Annotated in this window: 21 protein-coding genes and 2 tRNA genes; 4 read left to right on the forward strand and 19 right to left on the reverse strand. The window is 34.1% G+C overall.

The genetic code is table 11. The features are described from left to right. Window positions 1-70: 70 nt before the first annotated feature. The 7 genes from AC2DGP_RS08850 to AC2DGP_RS08880 form a co-directional block, all read right to left on the reverse strand. Entirely contained in the window at window positions 71-2,167 is a 2,097-nt protein-coding gene (locus AC2DGP_RS08850; protein ID WP_484489703.1) for a peptidylprolyl isomerase, read from the reverse strand. Window positions 2,168-2,329: 162 nt separating this feature from the next. Beyond that, window positions 2,330-3,592 carry a hemolysin family protein gene (locus AC2DGP_RS08855; RefSeq protein ID WP_484489704.1) on the reverse strand — a complete coding sequence of 421 codons (1,263 nt, stop codon included), beginning with the start codon at window positions 3,590-3,592 and terminating at the stop codon, window positions 2,330-2,332. 22 nt (window positions 3,593-3,614) lie between these two features. Then, entirely contained in the window at window positions 3,615-3,794 is a 180-nt protein-coding gene (locus tag AC2DGP_RS08860) for a hypothetical protein (protein WP_484489705.1), read from the reverse strand. Next, on the reverse strand, window positions 3,794-4,342 hold the full coding sequence (gene lptC / locus AC2DGP_RS08865) for an LPS export ABC transporter periplasmic protein LptC (protein WP_484489706.1): 549 nt from the start codon (window positions 4,340-4,342) through the stop codon (window positions 3,794-3,796). Before lptC ends, AC2DGP_RS08860 begins: the two co-directional genes overlap by 1 nt. 61 nt (window positions 4,343-4,403) lie before the next feature. Then, on the reverse strand, window positions 4,404-5,756 hold the full coding sequence (locus AC2DGP_RS08870; protein WP_484489707.1) for a tetratricopeptide repeat protein: 1,353 nt from the start codon (window positions 5,754-5,756) through the stop codon (window positions 4,404-4,406). Between the two features lie 24 nt (window positions 5,757-5,780). Further along, on the reverse strand, window positions 5,781-7,034 hold the full coding sequence (gene bamG, locus AC2DGP_RS08875; protein ID WP_484489708.1) for a BamG family beta-barrel-assembly machinery protein: 1,254 nt from the start codon (window positions 7,032-7,034) through the stop codon (window positions 5,781-5,783). Continuing rightward, window positions 7,034-7,762, reverse strand: a complete 729-nt coding sequence (locus AC2DGP_RS08880) for a type III pantothenate kinase (protein ID WP_484489709.1) — start codon at window positions 7,760-7,762, stop codon at window positions 7,034-7,036. Before AC2DGP_RS08880 ends, bamG begins: the two co-directional genes overlap by 1 nt. 125 nt (window positions 7,763-7,887) lie before the next feature. Here AC2DGP_RS08880 and AC2DGP_RS08885 point away from each other — a divergent pair. Together AC2DGP_RS08885 and AC2DGP_RS08890 are read left to right on the forward strand one after the other, a co-directional pair. After that, window positions 7,888-7,960, forward strand: a tRNA-Phe gene (locus tag AC2DGP_RS08885). A gap of 110 nt (window positions 7,961-8,070) precedes the next feature. After that, complete coding sequence (locus tag AC2DGP_RS08890; protein ID WP_484489710.1) at window positions 8,071-8,619, forward strand: 3'-5' exonuclease; 549 nt, start codon at window positions 8,071-8,073, stop codon at window positions 8,617-8,619. Between the two features lie 29 nt (window positions 8,620-8,648). Here the strand turns inward: AC2DGP_RS08890 and AC2DGP_RS08895 are convergent, their stop codons facing one another. From AC2DGP_RS08895 to mutY, 11 genes are all read right to left on the reverse strand, one after another. Continuing rightward, window positions 8,649-9,737: a bile acid:sodium symporter family protein gene (locus AC2DGP_RS08895; protein ID WP_484489711.1), complete on the reverse strand. Its 1,089-nt coding sequence runs from the start codon at window positions 9,735-9,737 to the stop codon at window positions 8,649-8,651. A gap of 25 nt (window positions 9,738-9,762) precedes the next feature. Beyond that, entirely contained in the window at window positions 9,763-10,839 is a 1,077-nt protein-coding gene (locus AC2DGP_RS08900) for a PCMD domain-containing protein (RefSeq protein ID WP_484489712.1), read from the reverse strand. Window positions 10,840-10,845: 6 nt separating this feature from the next. Further along, entirely contained in the window at window positions 10,846-11,622 is a 777-nt protein-coding gene (locus AC2DGP_RS08905; protein WP_484489713.1) for a hypothetical protein, read from the reverse strand. Window positions 11,623-11,725: 103 nt separating this feature from the next. Then, window positions 11,726-11,810 (reverse strand) — tRNA-Ser (locus AC2DGP_RS08910). A gap of 252 nt (window positions 11,811-12,062) precedes the next feature. After that, on the reverse strand, window positions 12,063-14,411 hold the full coding sequence (locus AC2DGP_RS08915) for an arylsulfatase (RefSeq protein WP_484489714.1): 2,349 nt from the start codon (window positions 14,409-14,411) through the stop codon (window positions 12,063-12,065). Between the two features lie 147 nt (window positions 14,412-14,558). After that, a complete protein-coding gene (locus AC2DGP_RS08920; RefSeq protein WP_484489715.1) occupies window positions 14,559-15,203 on the reverse strand; it encodes a hypothetical protein in 645 nt (214 codons plus the stop codon). Between the two features lie 9 nt (window positions 15,204-15,212). Next, window positions 15,213-16,055 (reverse strand): hypothetical protein, encoded by an 843-nt coding sequence (locus tag AC2DGP_RS08925; RefSeq protein ID WP_484489716.1) that lies wholly within the window; start codon window positions 16,053-16,055, stop codon window positions 15,213-15,215. A gap of 122 nt (window positions 16,056-16,177) precedes the next feature. Continuing rightward, entirely contained in the window at window positions 16,178-16,711 is a 534-nt protein-coding gene (gene gldD, locus AC2DGP_RS08930; RefSeq protein ID WP_484492492.1) for a gliding motility lipoprotein GldD, read from the reverse strand. A 26-nt stretch (window positions 16,712-16,737) separates the two neighbouring features. After that, window positions 16,738-18,003 (reverse strand): gliding motility-associated protein GldE, encoded by a 1,266-nt coding sequence (gene gldE / locus AC2DGP_RS08935; RefSeq protein WP_484489717.1) that lies wholly within the window; start codon window positions 18,001-18,003, stop codon window positions 16,738-16,740. Window positions 18,004-18,049: 46 nt separating this feature from the next. Beyond that, window positions 18,050-18,460: a single-stranded DNA-binding protein gene (locus AC2DGP_RS08940; protein WP_484489718.1), complete on the reverse strand. Its 411-nt coding sequence runs from the start codon at window positions 18,458-18,460 to the stop codon at window positions 18,050-18,052. 49 nt (window positions 18,461-18,509) lie between these two features. Further along, window positions 18,510-19,583, reverse strand: coding sequence for an A/G-specific adenine glycosylase (gene mutY / locus AC2DGP_RS08945; RefSeq protein ID WP_484489719.1), 1,074 nt, complete (start codon window positions 19,581-19,583; stop codon window positions 18,510-18,512). Window positions 19,584-19,717: 134 nt separating this feature from the next. Here mutY and AC2DGP_RS08950 point away from each other — a divergent pair, with 134 nt between their 5' ends. Next, window positions 19,718-20,008 (forward strand): HU family DNA-binding protein, encoded by a 291-nt coding sequence (locus AC2DGP_RS08950; RefSeq protein ID WP_300325868.1) that lies wholly within the window; start codon window positions 19,718-19,720, stop codon window positions 20,006-20,008. Window positions 20,009-20,312: 304 nt separating this feature from the next. Beyond that, window positions 20,313-21,842 carry an Rne/Rng family ribonuclease gene (locus AC2DGP_RS08955; RefSeq protein WP_484489720.1) on the forward strand — a complete coding sequence of 510 codons (1,530 nt, stop codon included), beginning with the start codon at window positions 20,313-20,315 and terminating at the stop codon, window positions 21,840-21,842. A gap of 69 nt (window positions 21,843-21,911) precedes the next feature. On the opposite strand, the gene AC2DGP_RS08960 is transcribed toward AC2DGP_RS08955, so the two are convergent. After that, on the reverse strand, window positions 21,912-22,529 hold the full coding sequence (locus AC2DGP_RS08960) for a nitroreductase family protein (protein ID WP_484489721.1): 618 nt from the start codon (window positions 22,527-22,529) through the stop codon (window positions 21,912-21,914). Between the last annotated feature and the right edge of the window lie 9 nt (window positions 22,530-22,538).

A 22,538-nucleotide genomic window follows, 5' to 3' on the forward strand; every position in this document is an offset into this window, starting at 1 on the left:
ATCAAACACAGTATTTACAAAAAAAGCCCTAAACAATTGTTCAGGGCTTTTTAATACATTCAATTTCAGCTTAATAAATATAAGATCTATTATCTTCTATCTCAGCCAATTCTTTTAGAGAATTAAACAATTCTCTTGATAATTTTCCTTGATTCTGTTTTGCAAGCGAAGCTCTTGATCCTTCATAACTTGGCAATTCAGCAGGAGCTTCTTTCTTGGTAACCTTAATTGCAAATACTCCTTTTACACCAACTATATTAGATACTACCTTATCCACATTTGATGCATAAATAGCTCCCACAACTCCTGGCTCTATTCCTACACCAGATAAAGTTGGCGCAGCCATAGTAACATTATTAAATGATTTTACAGATGTTGCATTTGCTGCTGCAATTGCCGCAAGATCTGATCCATTCATTTTTGAAGCAATCAACGCTGCTTTCTTTTCTTTAATCAAAATCGGTTTTACTTTAGCAGAAGCCGCTGAAGCAGACGTTAGTCCTTTTGCCGTTTTATTTGTCAAAACAACTACCGCATAACCTTGATCAAGATCAAAACGTCTCACGCTATTTACATTAGTTTCTTCATTGAAAGTCCAACGAACAATTCCTCGATTCGTTCCAAGTCCAGCTACAGCATCTTCCATTGCTTTTAAACCAACTAAAGGACGCACAATAAAGTTCTTTTCCTTCGCTAATTCATCAATAGAACCTCCGTTAGTAATATCATAAGATAACTGCTCAGCTTGTTCGAAAATAGTATTTTCAGTTTCTTCTGAAGCCTCAATCTTTTTAGCTATGGTAGCTAGTTTAACTGTTTTTTGAATATTCTTTTGACCCGTAACTTTGATCACGTGGTATCCGAATATCGTTTTTACAATTCCAACACTTCCTTTTTTATTTTGAAAAGCATAATCTCTAAATTCAGGAACCATTTGATTGTACGTAAACCAATCTAACTCCCCACCTTTATCTGCGTTTGATTTATCTGCAGAGATAGATTTCGCAAGCACAGCAAATTTAGAAGGTCGTTTTTTAACAACATTTAAAATACTATCGGCTAACTTTTTTGCTTGTTCTTCTGATCTTGTTACCTCAGCATTGGCAGATCTAGAACCTACATATGATACCAAGATATGACTTGCTTGAACTGAATCTGGCATATTCTTAAATTCAACGATCTTAGACAATCTCAAATGATTTTGAAATTTATACGGTCCAACAACATTTCCTTTGTTCCCATCAAAAATCTCATCTGCTACTACAGTAGGCAAATTATTCTTAAACAAAAATCTATCATCATTAGCGATATCTGTTCCTTGATCTTCAATAAAATCAGAAATATTCTCTGTTTTTACAAATGCAGGTACTATATAATTTAAATCGTCTTTTAAGGCATCTTCATCAGCTTGAGATGCTTTAATGTCAAAACTTACATATTTGATATCTCTTGTTTCTTCAGTAGAGAATTGCTCTTTGTGTGCATTCACATAAGCTTTTACCTCAGATACACTTACTTCTACCTCTTCATCTTTGATTGAAGAATAAGGCACATAAACATAAGATCCGTTCAGTTTTGTTTGTCCTTCTAAATAAGCTCTTTCTCCTTCTTTTAAAGATGCACCAACTCCATATCTTACCAATTGCGTATAAGCTGATTTTTCAAGATTTGCCTTAACACTTCTTTCAGTTTGCAACCAGTTCAACCAAGCATTGTTTGATTGAGCCTCAGAACTAGACTTTAAATTTGCTAAATACGATTTGAATTTTTCTTCATCAAATAATCCAATTTCATTTTTAAAAATCTCAGCATTTTTGATTGAAGGTATTTCGATAATAGCATCGTAAATATCTTTTTCTCCAACTACAATACCTGCTTCTTCTAATTGTGTTTTGAATATTTTTTCACTCAAAACATTATTCCAAACTGCATTTACAGCTTGTGTTTCAGAAACATTTTGACCTACATTAGACTTGTAAGCTTCTACTTGTGCAGCAAAATCTCTTCTACTGATCGACTCTCCATTAATTTCTCCTACAGAATCTACTTTACTTGAATTAAAAAAGTCTAAAATATCTTTTGGACTTGCAACAAAAGCAAACAACGCTAAACCGATAATCACGATTAAAAACATTGAGCGTTCTCTAATTTTTGATAATATTGCCATGCTAAATTATGTGTTATTATTTATTGATAGTGTGCGAAAATACAATTTCCTCGCTAATAAAAAAAGGTGAAAGTTTATTAAATTGGAAAGTTTTTTGACAAAAAAATGAAAAACTTATAAAAACGAAAAAAAATAGTAGGGTTATTAAAATCAGGCAGTAAACTAAATTACTTTTAGTACAACTTCTTCAATTTTTGCACCAGAAACTTTTGTTACTTGAATTTCAAAATCTCCAATTTTCACCACTGCCTCTTTCTCAGGAATACTCTCAGTATGCTCTAAAATAAACCCGCCTAAGGTTTCATAGCTCTCTTCTTTTGGGATCTCTAAATTGTAGGCATCATTGATATGGTCAATTTCTAATCGTGCAGAAAATTTAAAAATGCCTTCTTCTATTTTTTCATCAATAAGTTCAACACTATCATGTTCATCTTCAATTTCACCAAAAATTTCTTCGATAATATCCTCAACAGTTATCATTCCAGAAGTCCCTCCATATTCATCTAATACCAAGGCAATACTTTTTTTCTTTTTTGTAAGTACATTCAAAACATCGCTGATACTAATTGATTCAGGTACTATCTCTAATGGCATCAACACAGACTTGATACTCTTAGGTCTTTTAAAGAGATCAAAAACTCTTACATATCCTACTACATCATCCAAACTAGTTTTATAAACTAATATTTTTGACAATCCTGTTTCAACAAAAATATTTTTTAGATTCGCTACCGTTTCATGAATCTCAACAGCGGTTATTTCTGTTCTAGGAACCATAATTTCTCTTGCCTTTACATTATAGAAATCAAGTGCATTTTGAAATATTTGAATCTCTGAATCTATTTCTTTCGTCTCATCACTGGTATCCAATTGCTCCGTAATGTAATCTCCTAATTCTTCCTTGCTAAATTCTTTTTGATCCTCATCCGCATTTGTATTAAAAAAAGTTCTCAAAAAATAATCTGATATTTTACTAATAAAATCGGTAATTAAATAGAAAACGAAATAGAAAAAATAAGCTGGAAAAACGAAAAACTTCAGCGTTTCATTCGCATAAATTCTAAAAATTGCTTTAGGTAAAAACTCAGCAGAAACCAGAATTACGATAGTAGAGACAAAAGTTTGAACAAAAAGTATGAGCCACTCGTTAAGCGGCATAGGTATCATTGGTATCACTAGATCAACCAAAAGTTTCCCCATATAATAACTATAGATAACCAATGAAATATTATTCCCTACTAACATAGTAGTTATAAACCTCGATGAATTATCCGTAAGCCTTCCGAGAATTGAATACGCCAAACCGTCTCTTTTTTTCTCCAGTTCTATATGCAATTTATTCGCAGAAATAAAGGCAATTTCCATTCCTGAAAAAAAGGCAGAAAACAGTATTGAAACGATGATGATGGTAATTTCTATTTCCATTTACAATTATAGCAATGCTTGGTTAGGATCTTTTTTTCCTAAAATTTCTTTTAAAAAAGAACATAAATATAGCCAATATTCCAAAAGCAATCGAAAGATACGCCTTTTCTCTATCATCTGACCAAGATGCAATTCCTTCTCCTATAAAAATAACTCCTATGATAGCATAGGCTATCTCTAAATATTTTCCAAAAGTGTTCATTATTCTTCTTCTTTTATTTGAATATCTCCTTTAATTTTTTTCAACAACCAGCCCGATAAATCCATATTCGATTCAAATCCTTTTCCTCGAATGGTATCTCCTTCCGTGATTAAAGAGAATTTTTTCTCTGTAAAAACATAATTCGTTCTTTGATCCCAATACAATTGTGGCGTTTTAAGCATAGATTTTTCCGTATGATTGTATACCACAACATTTCCTATCAGCTCTGAAATCTGTGTATTGTTAAACGACTTGGCATAATCCCCAGTAACCGTTGTAGAATCTTCACCAGAATTACTAATTGTAACTACTTTTATACCCTTAGGGTACTCTGAGTATGGATGCTTCTCTCTATTTGAAAAATCATACAACAAGGGTGTGTTTAATCTAAAAACGATTCTTCCAGAATCTTTATACACATGTCGAACATCCCTTGATTCTCCAACTGGTAAATTTTTATCTGCAAGAAAATCATTTACCTCCTTGACACTATTAGCACAAGAAAAAAACATTGCTACCAAAAAAATGGCAGCAATGTTTCGTATCATTTTTATAATGTTTTGCAACATATATTTATTTTTAAGAAAACTGGTTTTCAGTCCTTACAATTTAAGGAATTTTCACAGTAATTCCAATCCAACATCCAATTTTATATGGACTTCCAGAAGATAATCCTTCTGTAAAGATTGCTTTTTTGTCAGGTGCAGAGGCTTTATAACTCTTCACGTATTTTAAGGCTCTAGATCTGTTTACAGGATCCACATCTGCCGCTTTTTGCGCCATTTGTTGTGCTGCAACATAAACCATTCTTTTTTCAAACTCAGACTTTCCACAAGAGTTTGCACTAGATGCATACAAGTTAGCAATTAACAAGTAAGCTTCTCCCATACTTCTTTTGTTTTTGATCGCTTCTAAAGCGGCTACCCTTGCTTTAGATTTCAATCCTTTTTTTCTTAAAATTTGAGCAATTTTATATTGATAGTTTGCTTTTTTGAAAGGATCAGACTCTTGATCAACGGCTTTTAAGAAGTACTCTCTTGCCTTATTCATATCATTTTTCTTAACCAAAATACCTGCATAAAATACAGACGCCTCTGGAGAAGGTTCAGCAGTAACATATGCCTCTACCAATTTATCATATAAAGGATCTTCCGTACATTTTTTCTTATACATCATATTTACAGCCGACTTTAACCAAGGACCATTTCCTTTGTTCGCCTCAAAATCTGCCGTATACAATGGAATCAAACGCTCACAAGTTGATAAGTCATTAATGATTTTATCCAAACCGTGCACTACTTGTCCAACTGCTTTAGAATTGTTTTCGTAGGCTTTCTTTAAAGATTTTTCTTTTGAAGACAATACGTTTCCTTGTTCTTCTTTAGCAGAATACCCATCTAATTTTGTAGCATAATAATTTAATTTTTTGTCAACTGCCTTTACAATATTGTCATAGGTATCAAAAATATACTGCACGTTAGACTCTTTATGCTCATCTGTTACGTATTGGAAATATCTGTAGATAGACTTTACTCCCATTTTAGAAGGGTCTATTGAGTATGCCTTTTTCAAAGTTTCATATACCTCCGTATCTGGCTGCTTCGCTAAGATTAAGAAATCTGCATAATCACTATATACTTTCGCTAAATCTTTAGGAAACAACTCAATCCTTTGATCATAAACTCTTCTAACCAAAGCAACAGCTTCTGCCTTATCTGCCTCCGCAGCTTTTTTATATCTATCTTTAGCAATAGTAACCCCTAACTTATAAATATTAACAGATAATGTAGGCACACTATCCAAACACCAAATCCAGTTTTCATAGGCGGCTTCATAATTCTTAGATTTATAATCTCCTTTAAAAAGATTATACTTTATCATTGCTTCCTGACTTGGTGCCTGAGCAGAAACCAAATTGTAGCCAAAAAACAAACATGCTATAATAAGTAATACTTTCTTCATTTTATTTAGTTAATTTTTACTAGGTTAATCAATTCTTCTTTTTCTGAACCATTTATCTCCAAGAGACATGCTCATTCTTACATTTAAATACTTTTCTTGCACTAGGGCGTCGGACACTTCCCCTTTTACTCCTGCCTCAAGACCAAGATTAAGATAGGTCAATCCTTTCCCAAGTGGTAAACCTACACCAAAAGACATGCCAAGATCTTTTAACGGTACTCCAGAAAATTCCATTCCTGTGTTTTCGTACTTTACTCCATAACGATAAACTACTCTTTGTAAATAGCTTGTCAATGAATTAAATTTTGGAATATAATATCCACCAAAAGCAATACGTGAATAATCCTTATACACAACTCCTCTAGTGTTATTGACAAGGGTCTCTCCTGTAAAGTATTGTGCTTTATTAAAACTATACTCTAAACTTGTTTGCCATACACTTCTTTTTCCATAAGCAATAGCTCCCGTAATATTTCTCGGAGTCACTGCTGTTCCATTCGCTGAAACAGGATTCAAAGTTTTCTTGATTGAGTTTATATCATCCGTAAAAAACCCCTTGTAGAAAACACTCGTTTCAGAAACTTTGATCTTACTTTCGTTGGCCAAAGTAACTCCAACATTGAAATTCTTTGTTTTGTTCAACATTTTAGTATAAAACAAACCTAATTTAGCCTCAACACCTCTTAAACTCGAATTTGATTTCTCTTGAGAGTCATATGTAACCCCTTCTTGAGTTTCTGTTACCAGATGCTCAATAGATCCAAAAATATATGATATCTCTCCTCCTATAGAGAATCCTTTAAAAATTTGATACCCACCAGAAACAAACAAACTACTGGCCCCTCCAGATCCCTCAAAAGTATATTCACTATTCACTCCATCATTTCCGTACATAGTATACCCTACACCACTTCGAGCTCTTAACCCTCCTGATAGGCCTCCTTTATCACCAAGAGGAAGACCCAGTGCTAAATAGGATAATGAAAATACAGAATTACTTTGTGTAGTATTTTGATCCACCAATTGATTCACCGTATTTACCGCGCCAATTGTATAACTAGTAAAAAGGATACCAGACATTGCTGCAGGATTACTAAAGTTCAAGTTCCCAGGAACTGATACAGCTGTACCAACACCACCCATCGTATTTTCTTCTACCGTCTTACTAAGAAAATTGTTTCCAATTCCAAAGAAAGAATAGGGAGATGCTTGTTGCTTTTGCCCATAATTGGACATTGATATAAGTAAAGCAAAAAACAAAATTGTTTTCTGTATCATTATTGTATTTCGTATTTCAATATTCCATGCAAACCTTCCACTAGAAAATTTGGATTCGCAAATATGCTATTTTTTAATCTTTTAGACAAGTAAATCATGTCTCCTCCTGTTAAAACAACTGTTAAATTCGGATAATGTTGTACATATTGATTAATTACTCCATCTATCTCTGCAACAAATCCATTAACCACCCCAGAATGAATGGATGTTTCCGTATTCTTACCGATCAACTCATCAGGTTCTTGAAACTCAAGATTTGGTAACTTTTCAGTAAACTGATTCAATGCTTTATACCTCATGAGAAGGCCAGGAGAAATCGCACCACCTAGATACTCATTATTGGAATTTAAAAAATCAAATGTAACACAGGTTCCTGCGTCAACAACCAAAACATCTTTTTTAGGATAACTAAATGCTGCAGCACTCATCAAAGCGATTCTATCAACCCCCAAGGTATTGGGCGTACCATATTTATTAATAAATGGAACTTTAGTTTTATAAGACAAACATTCAATTGGAGCATGTGAACCTACAATTTCTACTATTTTATCCTGTAATCCCCCAACCGAAGAAAGTAAAACCTTGCTAATTTTAAATTTTTCAAAAAAAAATAAAATTTTTTTTTCGAGTTCTATTGAAGTAAAAACATCAGATAAAACCTCCTTATCTTCCTCAAATACAAATACTTTTACTCTGGTGTTCCCTGCGTCAATTATTAAATATGCCATAGAATATTATGAAAGTTCAAATATACAAATAGATTTTTTTTAAAATTGTTTGGATATAACTAAAAAATAGATGTATATTTGCAACCGCTAAGGAAAACAGACAGAATGTTAACCGCAGCAAAAATGGTGCCTTAGCTCAGTTGGTAGAGCAATGGACTGAAAATCCATGTGTCCCTGGTTCGATTCCTGGAGGCACCACTTAAAAACCGTAAAGATTTAGTTCTTTACGGTTTTTTATTTTTATAAAAATAAGCTTCAAATTCTTAAAAGTTCTATTTTTATATTTTTCAAAAAAAACCAAACAGATTATGGAAAACGAAATTTTAGTTTTAGATATTGAAACCACAGGATTAAGTCCTATCAATGACTATATTTTAGAATTAGGAATCGTAAAGTTAAACACTGAGACAGGAGAAATCACTGAACTTTTTGACGAGGTTTTTAAAGACCCTAACTTAACTGCGAAACACAGAAATTCATGGATTTTCCAAAATGGTTTTATGGAAATTGAAGAAATCAGAAACGCCAAACCTTTGAGCCATTATTCTGATTCTATTCAAGAAATACTAACCCCTTTTAAAGGAAAGATCACTGCTTGGAACAGAAATTTTGATCAATCATTTCTGCATGCCAACGGATTTGACCTAGGAGAAGAAGTACCCTGTCCAATGAAAGCTAGTACTGACTTTTTTAAAATAGAAGGAGCAAGAGGCTACAAATGGCCTAAAGCACAAGAAGCTTGGGACATCCTTTTCCCTTCAATCCATAAAATTGAAGCACACAGAGGTCTTGACGATTCTATCATGGAGGCTAAAATTATTTTTGAATTGGTTCAAATGGGAGTATACCATATCTAAAAAAGGACGAAAGAGCAATCTTCATCAAATTATCTATCATTCTTCAATGGCTTATTCTGCCAATAAGAAGCCAAAATTGAACCCGATATATTCATCAACGGTCCGAATACTGCCGGTGCCAAACCCATTGTTGCTATCTTACCAATTGAGTTTGCAATACCCGAAGCCAATCCTCCATTCTGCATTCCTACCTCAATAGCAATTGTTCGAGCATCCTGCTCTGATAATTTAAAGATTCGCGCATACCAATACCCTAAAAGATAACCTGAAATATTATGAATCAACACCAAAACCAACAGTAGTCCTCCGATTTCTAACAAACTATCTCGTCCTTTAGATACAATAACCACAATGATTACCCCAATAGAAACCATTGAAACAGTTGGCATTATTTTATTGATGATTTTCACTTTTTCTCGTAGTATTCTATTCACTACTAAACCAGCTCCAACGGGAACTAATATCATTTTAATTATTATCCACATCATTGCTACAATATCTATATGAACAAACTCCCCTGCAAAAAACTCCATCAATAAAGGAGTTACAAATGGAGCTATCAAGGTTGCCACAGAAGTAATCGTTACAGAGAGTGCTACATTTGCCTTAGATAAATAAGCAATCACATTTGAAGCGACACCACTAGGAGAGGCACCAACCAAAACCAAACCTGCCGCAACTTCAGGCGGAAAACCACTAAATTTAGCCAACAAAAAACCAATAACTGGCATAATCCCTAACTGAGCCGATACTCCAATAAAAACAGACCTTGGAGTTTTAAAAACTTCTGCAAAATCATCTACACTCATCGAAACCCCCATTCCCAACATAATTACTTGAATCAAAGGAATAATTAATGCTGTAAATTCAAAATCACCTACCGAAACAAAATAACCAGGATAATAAAGAGCCAAAAGCACACCAGCTAATAATAAAGCGGTAAACACATAGCCTTTTAATTTTTTATAACCGCCAAAACCTACAGCCAACAAAAGAAATACAACAACCATAGGAATCCCCAGCTGAGCTGCATGTCCTAAAACCACAAACACAAAATTTATTACAAAAAGCAGCAAAGCCAAACCAATGGCAAGAGCATGTATTGTACCTTTTTGCATTCTTAACAAGTCTATTAACCTAAAACTACTCATACACCATTTCAATGTCATCCACAACAAGTTCGCTATCAATGGCTCCCGCAAAATTTGCTCCATCAAAACTAGAAGAAGCTACAAAGGTTATATGCGTTGGCAACACAAAAGAAGCAGAATCAGTGCTTACATACAAACCATTTTCTGGCTTCATATAATCCGGAAACGTATTATCCAAGGCTCCATAAGTGAAATTTATATTCTTTATTATAAATTCACTTTGAAGATCACCATCCCTAAACCAAGCTGTTGCTAATCGCTCTGTTTTCTCTGTTGTTCTTATTTCTAGATACGCATAAATATCGCACTGATCTCCATAAGAAAGTGTATTCCCATCTTTATCCTTATTTACGGATCCTGGACTATACCTATACTTAAATTGCAACTGCAACGGTCTACCTGAAAATGGTGTTCCAAAATCAATGGCCGCCTGAGGATTTGAGGGATCAATTTTATCTTTATCAAACTTTCCTGTAAAAATAGACCCTGCAGATATTGGCGCACCAAAGGCACCCGAAACAGGACCGTTATCCAATGTCTCTAATTTTGCAGCAAGATTCCCTTCTTCGATCTCGATAGGTGTCGTAGCTAATAATTTCAAAATCTGAGTCCCAGGATTCCCTGTTCCCCATATCGTAGTTCCCTCATCTGCTCCTGGCTCATAATAACCCCCACTTGAGGTCTGATACCAATCATTCAATTCCCAATTTACAAGCTGAGGTGTTGCTGAAGCAATAAAAGGTTCAACCCTCCAATTTACAATATCACCATTCTCAGCAGTTACCAAAATCTCAGCAGACTGATTCAAATCCAAAACATCACCTGAAGTTTTATCAGAAGTGGCAAATGACGACAAACTTATGGAACGAATTAATGATGAAGACAAATCAACACCTCCAGGAAACTCCACTTGAACTGTTAAATTATCCTGATCAATTGTTGCCTTACTAGCTTGATTACTAATTTCAATATCTTTGATGTTTCCGTAAGGTGAGTACCCAAAATGATCCTCTTTAACACACGAACTAAACAACCCTAAAACCCCTATAAAAATCACAATCTGTTTCATAACAAACTATTTTCTTCCAAAATTATACGCCAAGCCTAAATTCAAACTAAGCAAATCAATATTCAACCCCAACCTATTCTGGACCACCCGAGCTTGCTCCTCACCATTAATAGTGGTGTCCGAAACTTTCAATCGATACTCAAGTACATTTAACTGAACCTCAAAAGCAAAATTCTCCATTGCAAAAAATGTGATACCGGGAGCAATTGCCGCTCCGAACAAATAATTTTTACCATAGGTTTTAGAAACCTCATCAATATTCTTAGTATTTCTAACCAACGAAGTCTCTAATCCCCCCATTAAATTTAACTCAACAAAAAAACTAAACCTTTCATTTTTGGTCAACGGAATAGAAGAACGTAAATTAGGAGTAAACACATAACCTCTTATTAATGAATTTGACTGAATTGAATCCGAGTCACGTAAAACTTTACCATTGAAAGACTCTTGATAATAATTAAACTTCAATCCAATCATATTATAGTCTTGCGAATAATAACCACCCTTAACTAAAATACTATAATCATTATTGGTTCCTTCTAAAATTTTCTGAAAAAGCTGCTGATTATTTTCACTCTCTTTATCTTCCCAAGAAAAAGCCAAACCAGCATACCAAGTTTTCTTTTTAAAAGGTTTAAACTCTTCACTATTGTAATAACTAGACAACAACTCATAAGGAGTATAATCCTTATTCCCTATTTTCTCTTGCCCAATAATTTTACTCCCCAAACAAAAACAAACGCAGAAAAGAAGGGTAATTAAATTTTTCTCTTTAAACATCATAACTTTTTAGAAGGTATTTTTTTCATAGAAATATCTTTCCACCTCAAAGATAAGTATATTCATAAACAAAAAACCCACAACTTTCGTTGTGGGTTTCCTTTTGCGGAGAATGAGGGATTCGAACCCCCGGAGGTGTGACCCTCAACAGTTTTCAAGACTGCCGCATTCGACCACTCTGCCAATTCTCCAAGTGTCTCATCAGGTATTCCCTGAATGCGGATGCAAATATACACTCATTTTACGTTTCCATCAAACTTTTTCGTGTTTTTTTTGAAGTTTTTTTTCAATCTTAAATTAACTCCTTGAAAACAAATTTTTTACCCCAACATTATTTTTTAAAAAACTTAAACAAGTTAAAAGGACCTCTTGCAAAGAAAGATTTTTAAAGAAAAAAACTCCCCAATAAAACTGGGGAGTTTTTCTAAATATGCAAGATTTATTTATTCAGTAATCTTTACAATAACTTTTTGTAGTTTACCAGTATACGGGAAGTGGTTCTTCACGCTATACTTATTTGAAACAGGAGTTCCTGCATCAATACCAATATCAAATGTTTCAGAAAGGGAGAATGTAGAAATGTGCATTTCTTCCATTTTAACCTCATCTACTTTTTTACCATTTATATGTAAACTTCCAATACCGCCAGGGATACCTCGTTTTGGACTTCCTTTTTCAACAAAATCAAATTTGATATGCACATCACCTTTACCTAACTTCGGAGAAACTAAGGTATAATAATCACCATTGTAATAATTATAATCGTAGTACACCTTGTTGTTCTTAATAAACATCGTATACCCTCCAGTAAATCCACCACAAGCAACAATAACTCCTTCTTCTTTACCCGTAAGATTTAAATCAAATTCTATGGTATGTGACTTACCTTTTACTGGTGCAGATGCTTTTTCAGCAATTCTTTGTGCTCCAGGATACCAATAAACAAATTCTTTTTGATCACCGAATAAATTGTCTTGTTGTTTAGAAATACGCATTACCATATCATCATACAATGGAAATACATTATTTTCCCAAGCCAATTCTTCCCATCTAGCTTTTAATTCTTCAAGCTTTTCAGGATACTTGTCTGCTAAGTTGTTCGATTCTGAAAAATCTTCTTTGATATTATACAACTCCCATACATCATTTTCAAAAGGAGCTACTTTATTTAACTCCCAAGGCATTCTATTGGCATGGATACAAGTTGCTTTCCAACCATCTTTATAAATAGCTCGGTTCCCAAACAATTCATAATATTGCTCTGGGTGATTTGTTTCAGCTTTTTCATTATTAAACGAGTAGGCAATACTTTTACCATCTAAAGGCATTTGCTTAATTCCGTCAAGATCTTCTAAAAAATCTGTTCCGGTAACATCCAAAATTGTTGGTCCTATATCTGTAATGTGATGGTACTGCTCTCTAATCCCACCTTTTTCTTTAATCCCATCAGGCCAATGAACAATCAATGCATCTTGAATTCCTCCTCTGTGAACCGTTTGTTTAAAGTATTGGAATGGTGTATTTCCTGCCAATGCCCATCCCGCGTGAAAATGCGGATACGTATTTGGTCCTCCCCAATCATCATAGTGTTTCATGTTTGCATCATATGGTGTTTGAAGACCATTCAACACATAGGTTTCATTAAAACTACCTGTTAACCCACCTTCACCAGAAGATCCGTTATCTGCGGTTAGCATCACCAATGTGTTGTCCAACTCACCCATTTCTTGCAGTTTATCAATCATACGACCAATTTGTTGATCCAAATGATCTAACATCGCGGCAAAGACTTCCATTTGACGCGCAAACAATTTTCGCTGTCCGTCAGTCAAATCTTCCCAAGCAGGAACAGCCTCAGTTCTTTTTGTCAACTTTGTTCCTTCTGGAACAATTCCCATTTTTATTTGTTTTTTCAAAATGGTCTCCCTAGCAACATCCCATCCAGCATCAAATTTCCCTTTGTACTTTTCTATAAACTCTTTTGGAGCTTGATGAGGAGAGTGCATCGCAATTGGTGCCCAAAACATCATAAAAGGTTTATCACTTGTCGAACGATGTGAAGTAAAATTACGAATTGCTTCATCTGCCATCGCTTCGTGATAATCATATGCAGGTTTATCCATCCAGTCTTCTAGAGGGTAATGATCTCTCCAAACCAAAGATCTATAAGTATCAGCATCTGCTGCCATAAACCCATAATAATGATCAAACCCTTCACCAGATGGCCATCTATCAAAAGGTCCTGTTTCTGAAACTTCGTACAAAGGAGTGTGATCCCATTTACCGATTGCATAATTTACAAAACCTGCTTTCTGTAAATGCTTTGCAATTGATTTTCCACTTTCAGGAGGAAAAGCATTGTATCCAGGGAACCCCATTGCAGTTAACGAATGAGAACCTAAACCGATTTTATGGTGATTTCTACCCGCCATAATTGAAGCTCGTGATGGAGAACAAAGCGCGGTGGTATGAAAGTTATTGTAACGCAAACCATTGTCTGCCAAAGCATCGATATTTGGTGTTTCAGTAAGTCCACCAAAACTACCCAAATGTCCGAACCCAGTATCATCTAATAATATCAATAAGACATTCGGAGTTCCTTTTTTAGGTTTAGGTGATTTTGGCCACCACTCTTTTGAGTCTTCGTAACTTTTCGAAATCTTACCTTCGAATTCTTGTCCATACTTAGCAAAATTCTCGTCTTCAGAACTTTTTTCTCCCTTGTTATCACAGTTCGATAACGAGAGTACTAATACAAATGACAAACTTAAAGTTTTAAAAATTCCTTTCATAAGTTTTAATTTTTGTAACCCTGTATAAAACAGGATAGTTATTTATTTAGTAAAATTAATGATATAAATCTATATATCTTTTGTTTATATTTAAAATACACTTGGCTATTCTCTGTTATCACAAAGCAACTCTTCCCATTTGTTCAATCAACTGTTTCCCATTTTCTTAAACACATACCCTAATGGAATAATTATCAAAAACGAGAGTGTCCAAATACCTGGGCCAAACCCTGCAAATGGTAAAGAAAATAAAGAAGCTGTAGGCTCTGATAACAAAGAGTAAAACACTTTTTTCTCCTCTGCATCGTCAATTTGATCTGATGTTAATTTATTTTTTCTAGCATGATACCAGTTAAAAGCGCCGATAAAACCTGCCAAAGCAAGAAAAACACTCTCCATTTGCAAAGCAAGCGTCATACCATCGAACTCCATATCGAACCTCAAAAAATAGAGATACAACATCAAACTAAACATCTGAAATATCGCTAAAGATGCATGTAACACAGAACTCCTAACCAAATTCCCCAATTGCTTATTAAACTGAATCCAATAAATTACCACCATCAGAAGACCTATAAAAATGGTAACCAAAGACATGATATGATCACTAAACAACTGCCCCAATGAATATTCTTTCAATTCAGGATCGTCTGGTCTTGGTAAAATTAAAAACGCTTGGAAAATCATCAATGCATAAAGTACATTAATAACGATGATTAAGCTGTTTAGTATACCTTTTCCCCTTTCTAACTTCGCTTTATTCTCGATTAATTCTTCCTTTTTCTGAAACATAAGAAAGTTTTAAAACCCAACAGGCATCGTATAGGTAAGATTCAATCTAAAAGAATTTTTTACTGCAGAACCTTCCCATTCATCATAAATAGCACTTGTTCTATATTCGAAATATGCATTCCAAGACCCTTTTGGCTGCACCCAAACTTTTCCGAATCTAGCACCTACAGGCAAGTAAAATGCTTTGGTGTTCCAATCATACAAAGCAACCATATCTGCAGTACCTAGGTACATTCCTGTATCTCCAAATCTGTAATTTAAAAAAGGAGCAATTCCTAAAGGGTTTGCATCTGACTGACCAACAGGTAAAGTATTTGGATCTATACTTCTGAAGGATTGAGATAATAAAACCCCGTAAAACCATTGCCCTGTATTGTTCACTAATGCAGCAGCAAAACCATAACCCCATTCATCTTTTGAAACTCCTTTGCTTCCTGGTGCAGTAACTAATGGTCCTATACCTGCTCTACCCACCCCCCAATCTGTAGCTTTTGGAATGATTAACGCAAATAACTCTGTATTTCCGAATCCTGATTCTCCGGTATTTACATTTTCATAATGTCTTACCGTTAATCGAGGTAATATTGTTAACTTCTCTAAAGGAATTGGTGCCACAACTCTAAGCTGTAAATAGTTATCTAATCCTGCTGGACGAGGAGATCCATTTACATCATCATCATAATAATCAGGCATAAACTGATGCGCCAATTGAAAACTCCATTGTGTTGCCGTAGCATCCATTGCTTTTGAAGCAGCATTCTGCTCCTCTTTACTTTCAACAACTTCTTTCTCTTGCGCAAAAATAGCAAAACAAGTAAACAACATCATAGCTGATAAGATTCTAGTCTTCATGTATTGAGTTTATATAGATTTATAAAGGTTCAAAGATAAACTAAAAACGGTAAATTAAAACTTTGTATTACTTGAATTCTTTTATCAAATGAAGCATACATTCCTCCCTTTAACTAACCCCTTTAATCTAAATCCTTCCATTTTAAAGTCTCCATCAATCGTATTACGTCCTGTTTTAAATAGTGTACGGCTGGCATTATAGAATCGTAATTAGGTTTCGCATAAAAGTACAACGCCCCAGTCATGAAGTTTTTTACAGAATCTGTTGCATGAAACTGAATTTGTGTGGCCGCATCTCCGTACACTTCAAACATCTTACCATACACTTTTGATTGCTCATTTTCGTAAGGAACAGCCTGAATATCATCAGCCTTTATCATATGCTTAAAAGTTAACTTCTCTGCATCCTTAAACAACAAGTTCAAATCCCCTTTTACAAGAGCGTAAGACAACACCAAAGTCGCATTTAACTCAGGATAATACACATCCAACCAAAATCTATTTTTTTTGACAATTTCTGCTTTATTAGAGTACTGAAACGAAAAAGGATAGTTTTTTTCTCCAAACCTCAAATATTCAGAATCTACATAATCTAACCTTAAAAAAGCTTTAGGTTTTGGTTGCACATCTGTTTTACACCCCAAAAGAAACAACATACTAAATAGAAAACAAAAACTCCTCACTACAACAAAGTTACCTTAACACGTTTCACTCTTTTTCTATCTACTGCCTCTACAGAAAAAACAAAATTTTCAAAATTTATTTTTTCATCTCTCCTAGGAAACCTCCCTGTTATTTCAAGGATAAAACCAGCAATAGTTTCTGACTCTCCTTTAAAAGGCTCAAATAAGTCGGCATCAATATTCAATACTTTGTAAAAGTCTTTCAATGCCGTTTTACCATCAAACACATAATTTGACGCATCAATTTTTGAATACACCAAATCATCTGTGTCATACTCGTCACTTATCTCTCCTACAATTTCTTCAATTACATCCTCTAAAGTAACCAAACCACTAGTTCCTCCATACTCATCTACCACAATCGCTAAATGATTTTTCTTCTCTTGAAACTCTGCCAACAAATCGTCTAGCTTTTTGTTTTCCGGAACAAAAAAGGGAGCTCTTACCAAGGTTTGCCAATTAAAATCCTTTTTAGTTATGTGAGGCATTAAATCTCTTGCATACAAAACCCCAATCACCTCGTCAATATTATCATGATAGACTGGATTTCTTGAAAAACCGTTTTCAATGATTTTTTCTAACATCTCAGTAAAAGGCAATTCATCAGAAATGGCAAAAATATCAATCCTTGGCTTCATTACCTGAACCGTTTCTGTACTCCCAAAAGCTACGATTCCTTCCAAGATATTTTTCTCATCCTTAGTGGTTGCATCATCAGAAGTAAGCTCAAGCGCCTGAGACAAGGTTTCTACTGATAAATTAGTATTCTTTTTAGCCAACTTACTTTCAACTACCCCAGTTAAACCTGTTAGCATGGCACTCAATGGAGACAGCACCCTATTTAAAACAGAAATTGGCCTAGACATAAACAAGGTAAAACTCAAAGAATTTCTGGTTGCGTATACTTTAGGCAGCACCTCGCCAAAAAGCAAAATCAAAAAAGTTATGAGAACTACCTCTATAAAAAACCGAATATTCTCATCAACACCTCCAAGCAACTCTGCTCCTAAGAATGAAAACAATAGGACAATTAAAATATTTATAAAATTATTGGTAATAAGAATCGTTGCTAACAATTTTTTGGGTTTAGCTAGTAATTTTAAAACAAGCTCACCTTTAGATTCTTTAGATTTCTCAAGATCATCTAAAGCTGTTTTAGACAACGAAAAAAATGCTACTTCAGTTCCTGAAATCATCGCTGAAAGAATCAACAAACCGATTAAAACCAAAACATCTATAACTAGATACCAAGGTACTGAATTCAAAAATGTGATAATGGGTTCTGGGTCCAATTTTATATTAAGAATTTAATTAAAAAGGCAAATCATCATTGATTTCCTTTGCTGCTTCATTATTTACTATAGAGTTTGTCTCATTACTGGTTGGAGCTTTAGTAGACAAAAATGTCATATCTACCACCTGAATCTCAGTAGTATACTTTTTTACACCATCTTGCTCCCACTGGCGGGTTTTCAATTTCCCCTCACAATAGATTTTATCGCCTTTCTTGAGATACTTCTCACAAATTTCTGCTAACTTATTTTTTACAACAATATTATGCCAATCTGTATGAACTACCTTAGCGCCAGTCTCTTTATTCGTATAAGACTCGTTTGTGGCCAACGGAAATCTACCAATACTATTTCCTCCTTCAAAATAGTGAGTTTTCACCTCATCCCCCAAATGCCCAATCAGCATTACCTTATTCAATGTTCCTGCCATAATTCACTAACTCTATATCAAAAATACTAAAAAAACTGTTTTGTAGGTCTTAAGTGTTTGCTTTTTCTGCTTCCATCAACTCATCCAAACCATAACCCTCTATAAATCTCTCTACCAATCTTGGCACCGCATAAGTAGGTAAAGATTCTAAAGGAATCAAATCCTTGTGCAGACTCTCCGCTTCAACAACCCAAAACTGTGTAAATAAATGCTGATGAGACAATTTATGTACCCACTCTTTTGTATTGTATAATTTTAAGGAATGTACTTCCCCCACAAATAGATCGTTGAAATCCTTCCTTTCTACAAGCGCTTCAACTCCTAAGGTACTATCAGCTTCTAACAAAGGGAACTGATATAGATTTTGCCAAATCCCCTTCCCTTCTCTTTTACTTAATATCACCTTGTTATTTGGGCTAAGCACCACAATAAAATTAAAATACTTCTTTTTAATTTTGATTTTTTTCTCTTTTACAGGCAACATCTCAATCTTATTCGTTTTTAAAGCCTCGCATCCACCCAATAAAGGACAAGTGTTGCAATCTGGGTTTTGCGGCGTACACTGTAAGGCTCCAAAATCCATAATGGCCTGATTGTACTGTCCTGGGTTATCCGTCTCCAACAATGACTGAGCTAATTGCTTAAACTCCTTAATACCCTGCGTAGAATTAATAGGCGTTTCAATCCCAAAATAACGTGCTAACACGCGATATACGTTTCCATCAACTACCGCAGTTTGCTCATTGAAACAAATGGAAGCTATAGCTGAAGCTGTATAATCACCAACCCCCTTTAATTTAATCAACTCTTTATATGTATCAGGAAATATGCCATTATACTCCTCCATAATTAGCTTTGCTGAATAGTGTAAGTTTCTTGCTCTAGAATAATATCCTAACCCTTGCCATAATTTCAAGACTAGGCTTTCGTCGGCATTTGCGAGATCAGAAACTGTAGGAAAATTTTCTAAAAATTTATGGTAATAAGCGGTTCCTTGCGCTACTCTTGTTTGTTGAAGTATGATTTCTGACAACCAAACCGAGTAAGGATTTTTATTTTTTCTCCAAGGCAAATCTCTATTAACGGACAAATACCACGATTCCAATAAGTTACAAAAAGACATCAAATATTTTTATTTTTGCAATAATACTATATTTATTGTATTAAATTTTAATGATTTAGCTTTTTGAAATTGATTTATTGTCATATATTTGCAGCCTTAAAAAAACATAACAACACATTAGAAATTAGATTAAGATGACAAAAGCGGATATTGTATCAAGTATTTCAGACAAATCAGGTATTGAAAAAGCAGATGTTTTAGCAACGGTTGAAGCATTCATGAGTGAAGTGAAAGGAGCTTTAGAGCAAGGAGATAACGTTTACTTAAGAGGTTTCGGAAGTTTTATTATCAAAACTAGAGCAGAAAAGACAGGAAGAAACATTTCTAAGAATACAACAATTAAGATTCCTGCACACAACATCCCAGCATTTAAACCTGCAAAAACTTTTGCAGAAGGAGTAAAGAACAACGTATTAGTAAAATAAATTACTGAACAAATTATTAACCAAATCTGTGAAACAATCAGATTTATAAAACAGAAAAGTTATGCCAAGTGGTAAAAAAAGAAAGAGAGCAAAGATCTCTACGCACAAACGTAAGAAAAGAGCAAGAGCTAACAGACACAAGAAAAAGTAATTTTATAATTACTTTTTCTTGTTGTTTATAGCAACAGCCGTTCATTGAAAAAGAAATTTTAAGAAATTAAAATTTCATTAGGGTATTTACCCTGTATTAAATTTAATCCATCTATGTAAGAATTCTATTCTTATGTAGTTAAAACTATTCGGAATGAAACTAGAATTGATTATACGTTCAAATTCATCTGATATTGATTTTGCGCTGCTAAAAGATGGTAAACTAATTGAATTTAATAACGAAACAAACAATAATAAATTTTCTGTTGGAGATATTTTCGTAGCGAAAACAGGAAAGATTTTATCAGGTCTTAATGCATCATTTGTAAATGTAGGTTATCCAAAAGATGGATTCTTACATTATCACGATTTAGGACCTCAAGTGAATTCGTTATCAAAATTCATGAAAAAAGTAAGTACAGGTAATTACAAAGATTACACTTTAAAAAACTTCCAATTTGAAAAAGACATTGAAAAAAGCGGAAGTATTGATCAAGTTCTAAAATCAAAACAAAATGTACTCGTACAAATTGTAAAAGAACCCATATCTACAAAAGGTCCTAGAATTAGTTCAGAGATTTCTATTGCCGGTAGATATTTAGTGTTGGTACCTTTTTCTAAAAGAGTATCTGTTTCTCAAAAAATTGAAGATCCGAAAGAAAAAGACAGATTAAAACGTCTTGCTAAAAGCATTAAACCTGCTGGTTTCGGAGTTATTTTAAGAACAGTTGCTGAAGGAAAAAAAGTAGCCGAATTAGACAAAGACTTACAGAACTCATTAGAACGTTGGAAAGAAATGTGTGGGAAAATTCCTAATGCACAGACCCCGACTAAAGTATTGAGTGAACTGAACAGAGCATCTTCTATTTTAAGAGATGTTTTAAATGAATCTTTTACAAGTATCGTTACAAACGACGAAACTTTGTTTGAAGAAATCAACGATTATTTACAAGAAATATATCCAGAGAAACAGTCAATTTTAAAAATGCACGAAGGAAAGTCTCCTATTTTTGAAAAATATGGGATTGAAAGACAAATCAAATCGGCATTTGGACAAACCGTTTCTATGAGCAAGGGTGCTTATTTAGTGATAGAACACACAGAAGCACTACATGTAATTGATGTAAATAGTGGTAATCGCTCCAACAAAGCAAATTCTCAGGAAGAAAATGCTTTAGAAGTTAACTTAATTGCCGCTACAGAAATAGCACGACAATTAAGATTACGTGATATGGGAGGGATTATTGTAGTAGATTTTATCGATTTACATTCAAATGAAAATCGTCAAAAACTTTATGATCATTTAAAACAAGAGATGTCTTTAGACAGAACGAAACATAAAATTCTTCCTCCTAGTAAATTTGGTTTAATTCAAATTACTAGACAAAGAGTACGTTCTGAAACTAACATCAAAACAAAAGAGCCTAACCCAAATGTAAATGGGGAAGTAGAGGCTCCTATTGTTATGGTAGATAAGTTTAATGTTGAACTTAATAGAATTATGTCAAGTAAAAACAAAGACAAAAAGATTGTATTACACGTACATCCTTTTGTTGCTGCTTACTTACAAAAAGGACTTATATCTGAACAAATTAAATGGTTCTTAAAGCATAAAAAGTGGATCAAAGTATTACCAAGAGATGCTTATCAGTATTTACAATATCGTTTTAAATTTGAACGATAAACATAAATATTAGCAAATAATATATCTAAAAAAAGCACCATATCTATAATGATATGGTGCTTTTTGTGTTTATAGACTTATTTTCTTAGAGCAAGTTTCAACCAGGCCTTGCCTGCCTCTTAAAGCTCCTTTTTTAGTTTTAAAACCTTCGATATCCGCATCGAATAAAAATACACTCCCTAATAACCTTTCATCCAAAGGAATTCCTAACAATTCAAAAAAGGAGTCTTCCTTTAACATTCCTCCACTTGACCAATAATTTTCATACCCCAATCCAGTTGCTGTTAACAGCATGTTTTGAATTGCCGCAGATGTCGCAGCTATATGTTCAATATTTGCAGCCTCTGAAATCAACATATTATTTTGATCCCTTTCAGGGGTCCAAGTTACTTGAATCAAACACTGCGCAGCGCGTAACATATCAATAATCTTCCCTCCTGCTATTTGATTCGCAACAAAATAATTTGCAAGTTTTCTACAGGCATGTCCCTCTAAAACATAAAATCTCCAAGGTGCTAAGGAGGATAATTCTTTTTCTGCAGACTTTGAATTTATATAATGAAATGGCGCTGCATTTCCCATTTCTAAAATTTTAGATACGTCTTCTGAAATATCTTTAACCTCTGCGCCTTCCGTAGATAACACCTTTAATGTTCTACGATTTTTTATAGCCTCTTCAACTTTCATCCCCTCACA

The organism is Flavicella sp. IMCC45537 (genome assembly GCF_057197705.1).

Bases quoted from the DNA above. Each gene is read 5' to 3' on its own strand.
- AC2DGP_RS08870 (WP_484489707.1), bottom strand. From the start codon at position 5,756: ATGAAGAAAGTATTACTTATTATAGCATGTTTGTTTTTTGGCTACAAT.
- AC2DGP_RS08950 (WP_300325868.1), top strand. From the start codon at position 19,718: ATGACAAAAGCGGATATTGTATCAAGTATTTCAGACAAATCAGGTATT.
- AC2DGP_RS08915 (WP_484489714.1), bottom strand. From the start codon at position 14,411: ATGAAAGGAATTTTTAAAACTTTAAGTTTGTCATTTGTATTAGTACTC.
- bamG (WP_484489708.1), bottom strand. From the start codon at position 7,034: ATGATACAGAAAACAATTTTGTTTTTTGCTTTACTTATATCAATGTCC.
- lptC (WP_484489706.1), bottom strand. From the start codon at position 4,342: ATGATACGAAACATTGCTGCCATTTTTTTGGTAGCAATGTTTTTTTCT.
- AC2DGP_RS08900 (WP_484489712.1), bottom strand. From the start codon at position 10,839: ATGAAACAGATTGTGATTTTTATAGGGGTTTTAGGGTTGTTTAGTTCG.
- AC2DGP_RS08860 (WP_484489705.1), bottom strand. From the start codon at position 3,794: ATGAACACTTTTGGAAAATATTTAGAGATAGCCTATGCTATCATAGGA.
- AC2DGP_RS08895 (WP_484489711.1), bottom strand. From the start codon at position 9,737: ATGCAAAAAGGTACAATACATGCTCTTGCCATTGGTTTGGCTTTGCTG.
- mutY (WP_484489719.1), bottom strand. From the start codon at position 19,583: ATGTCTTTTTGTAACTTATTGGAATCGTGGTATTTGTCCGTTAATAGA.
- AC2DGP_RS08960 (WP_484489721.1), bottom strand. From the start codon at position 22,529: ATGAAAGTTGAAGAGGCTATAAAAAATCGTAGAACATTAAAGGTGTTA.
- AC2DGP_RS08850 (WP_484489703.1), bottom strand. From the start codon at position 2,167: ATGGCAATATTATCAAAAATTAGAGAACGCTCAATGTTTTTAATCGTG.
- AC2DGP_RS08925 (WP_484489716.1), bottom strand. From the start codon at position 16,055: ATGAAGACTAGAATCTTATCAGCTATGATGTTGTTTACTTGTTTTGCT.
- AC2DGP_RS08920 (WP_484489715.1), bottom strand. From the start codon at position 15,203: ATGTTTCAGAAAAAGGAAGAATTAATCGAGAATAAAGCGAAGTTAGAA.
- AC2DGP_RS08940 (WP_484489718.1), bottom strand. From the start codon at position 18,460: ATGGCAGGAACATTGAATAAGGTAATGCTGATTGGGCATTTGGGGGAT.
- AC2DGP_RS08855 (WP_484489704.1), bottom strand. From the start codon at position 3,592: ATGGAAATAGAAATTACCATCATCATCGTTTCAATACTGTTTTCTGCC.
- AC2DGP_RS08905 (WP_484489713.1), bottom strand. From the start codon at position 11,622: ATGATGTTTAAAGAGAAAAATTTAATTACCCTTCTTTTCTGCGTTTGT.
- AC2DGP_RS08880 (WP_484489709.1), bottom strand. From the start codon at position 7,762: ATGGCATATTTAATAATTGACGCAGGGAACACCAGAGTAAAAGTATTT.
- gldD (WP_484492492.1), bottom strand. From the start codon at position 16,711: ATGTTGTTTCTTTTGGGGTGTAAAACAGATGTGCAACCAAAACCTAAA.
- AC2DGP_RS08890 (WP_484489710.1), top strand. From the start codon at position 8,071: ATGGAAAACGAAATTTTAGTTTTAGATATTGAAACCACAGGATTAAGT.
- AC2DGP_RS08955 (WP_484489720.1), top strand. From the start codon at position 20,313: ATGAAACTAGAATTGATTATACGTTCAAATTCATCTGATATTGATTTT.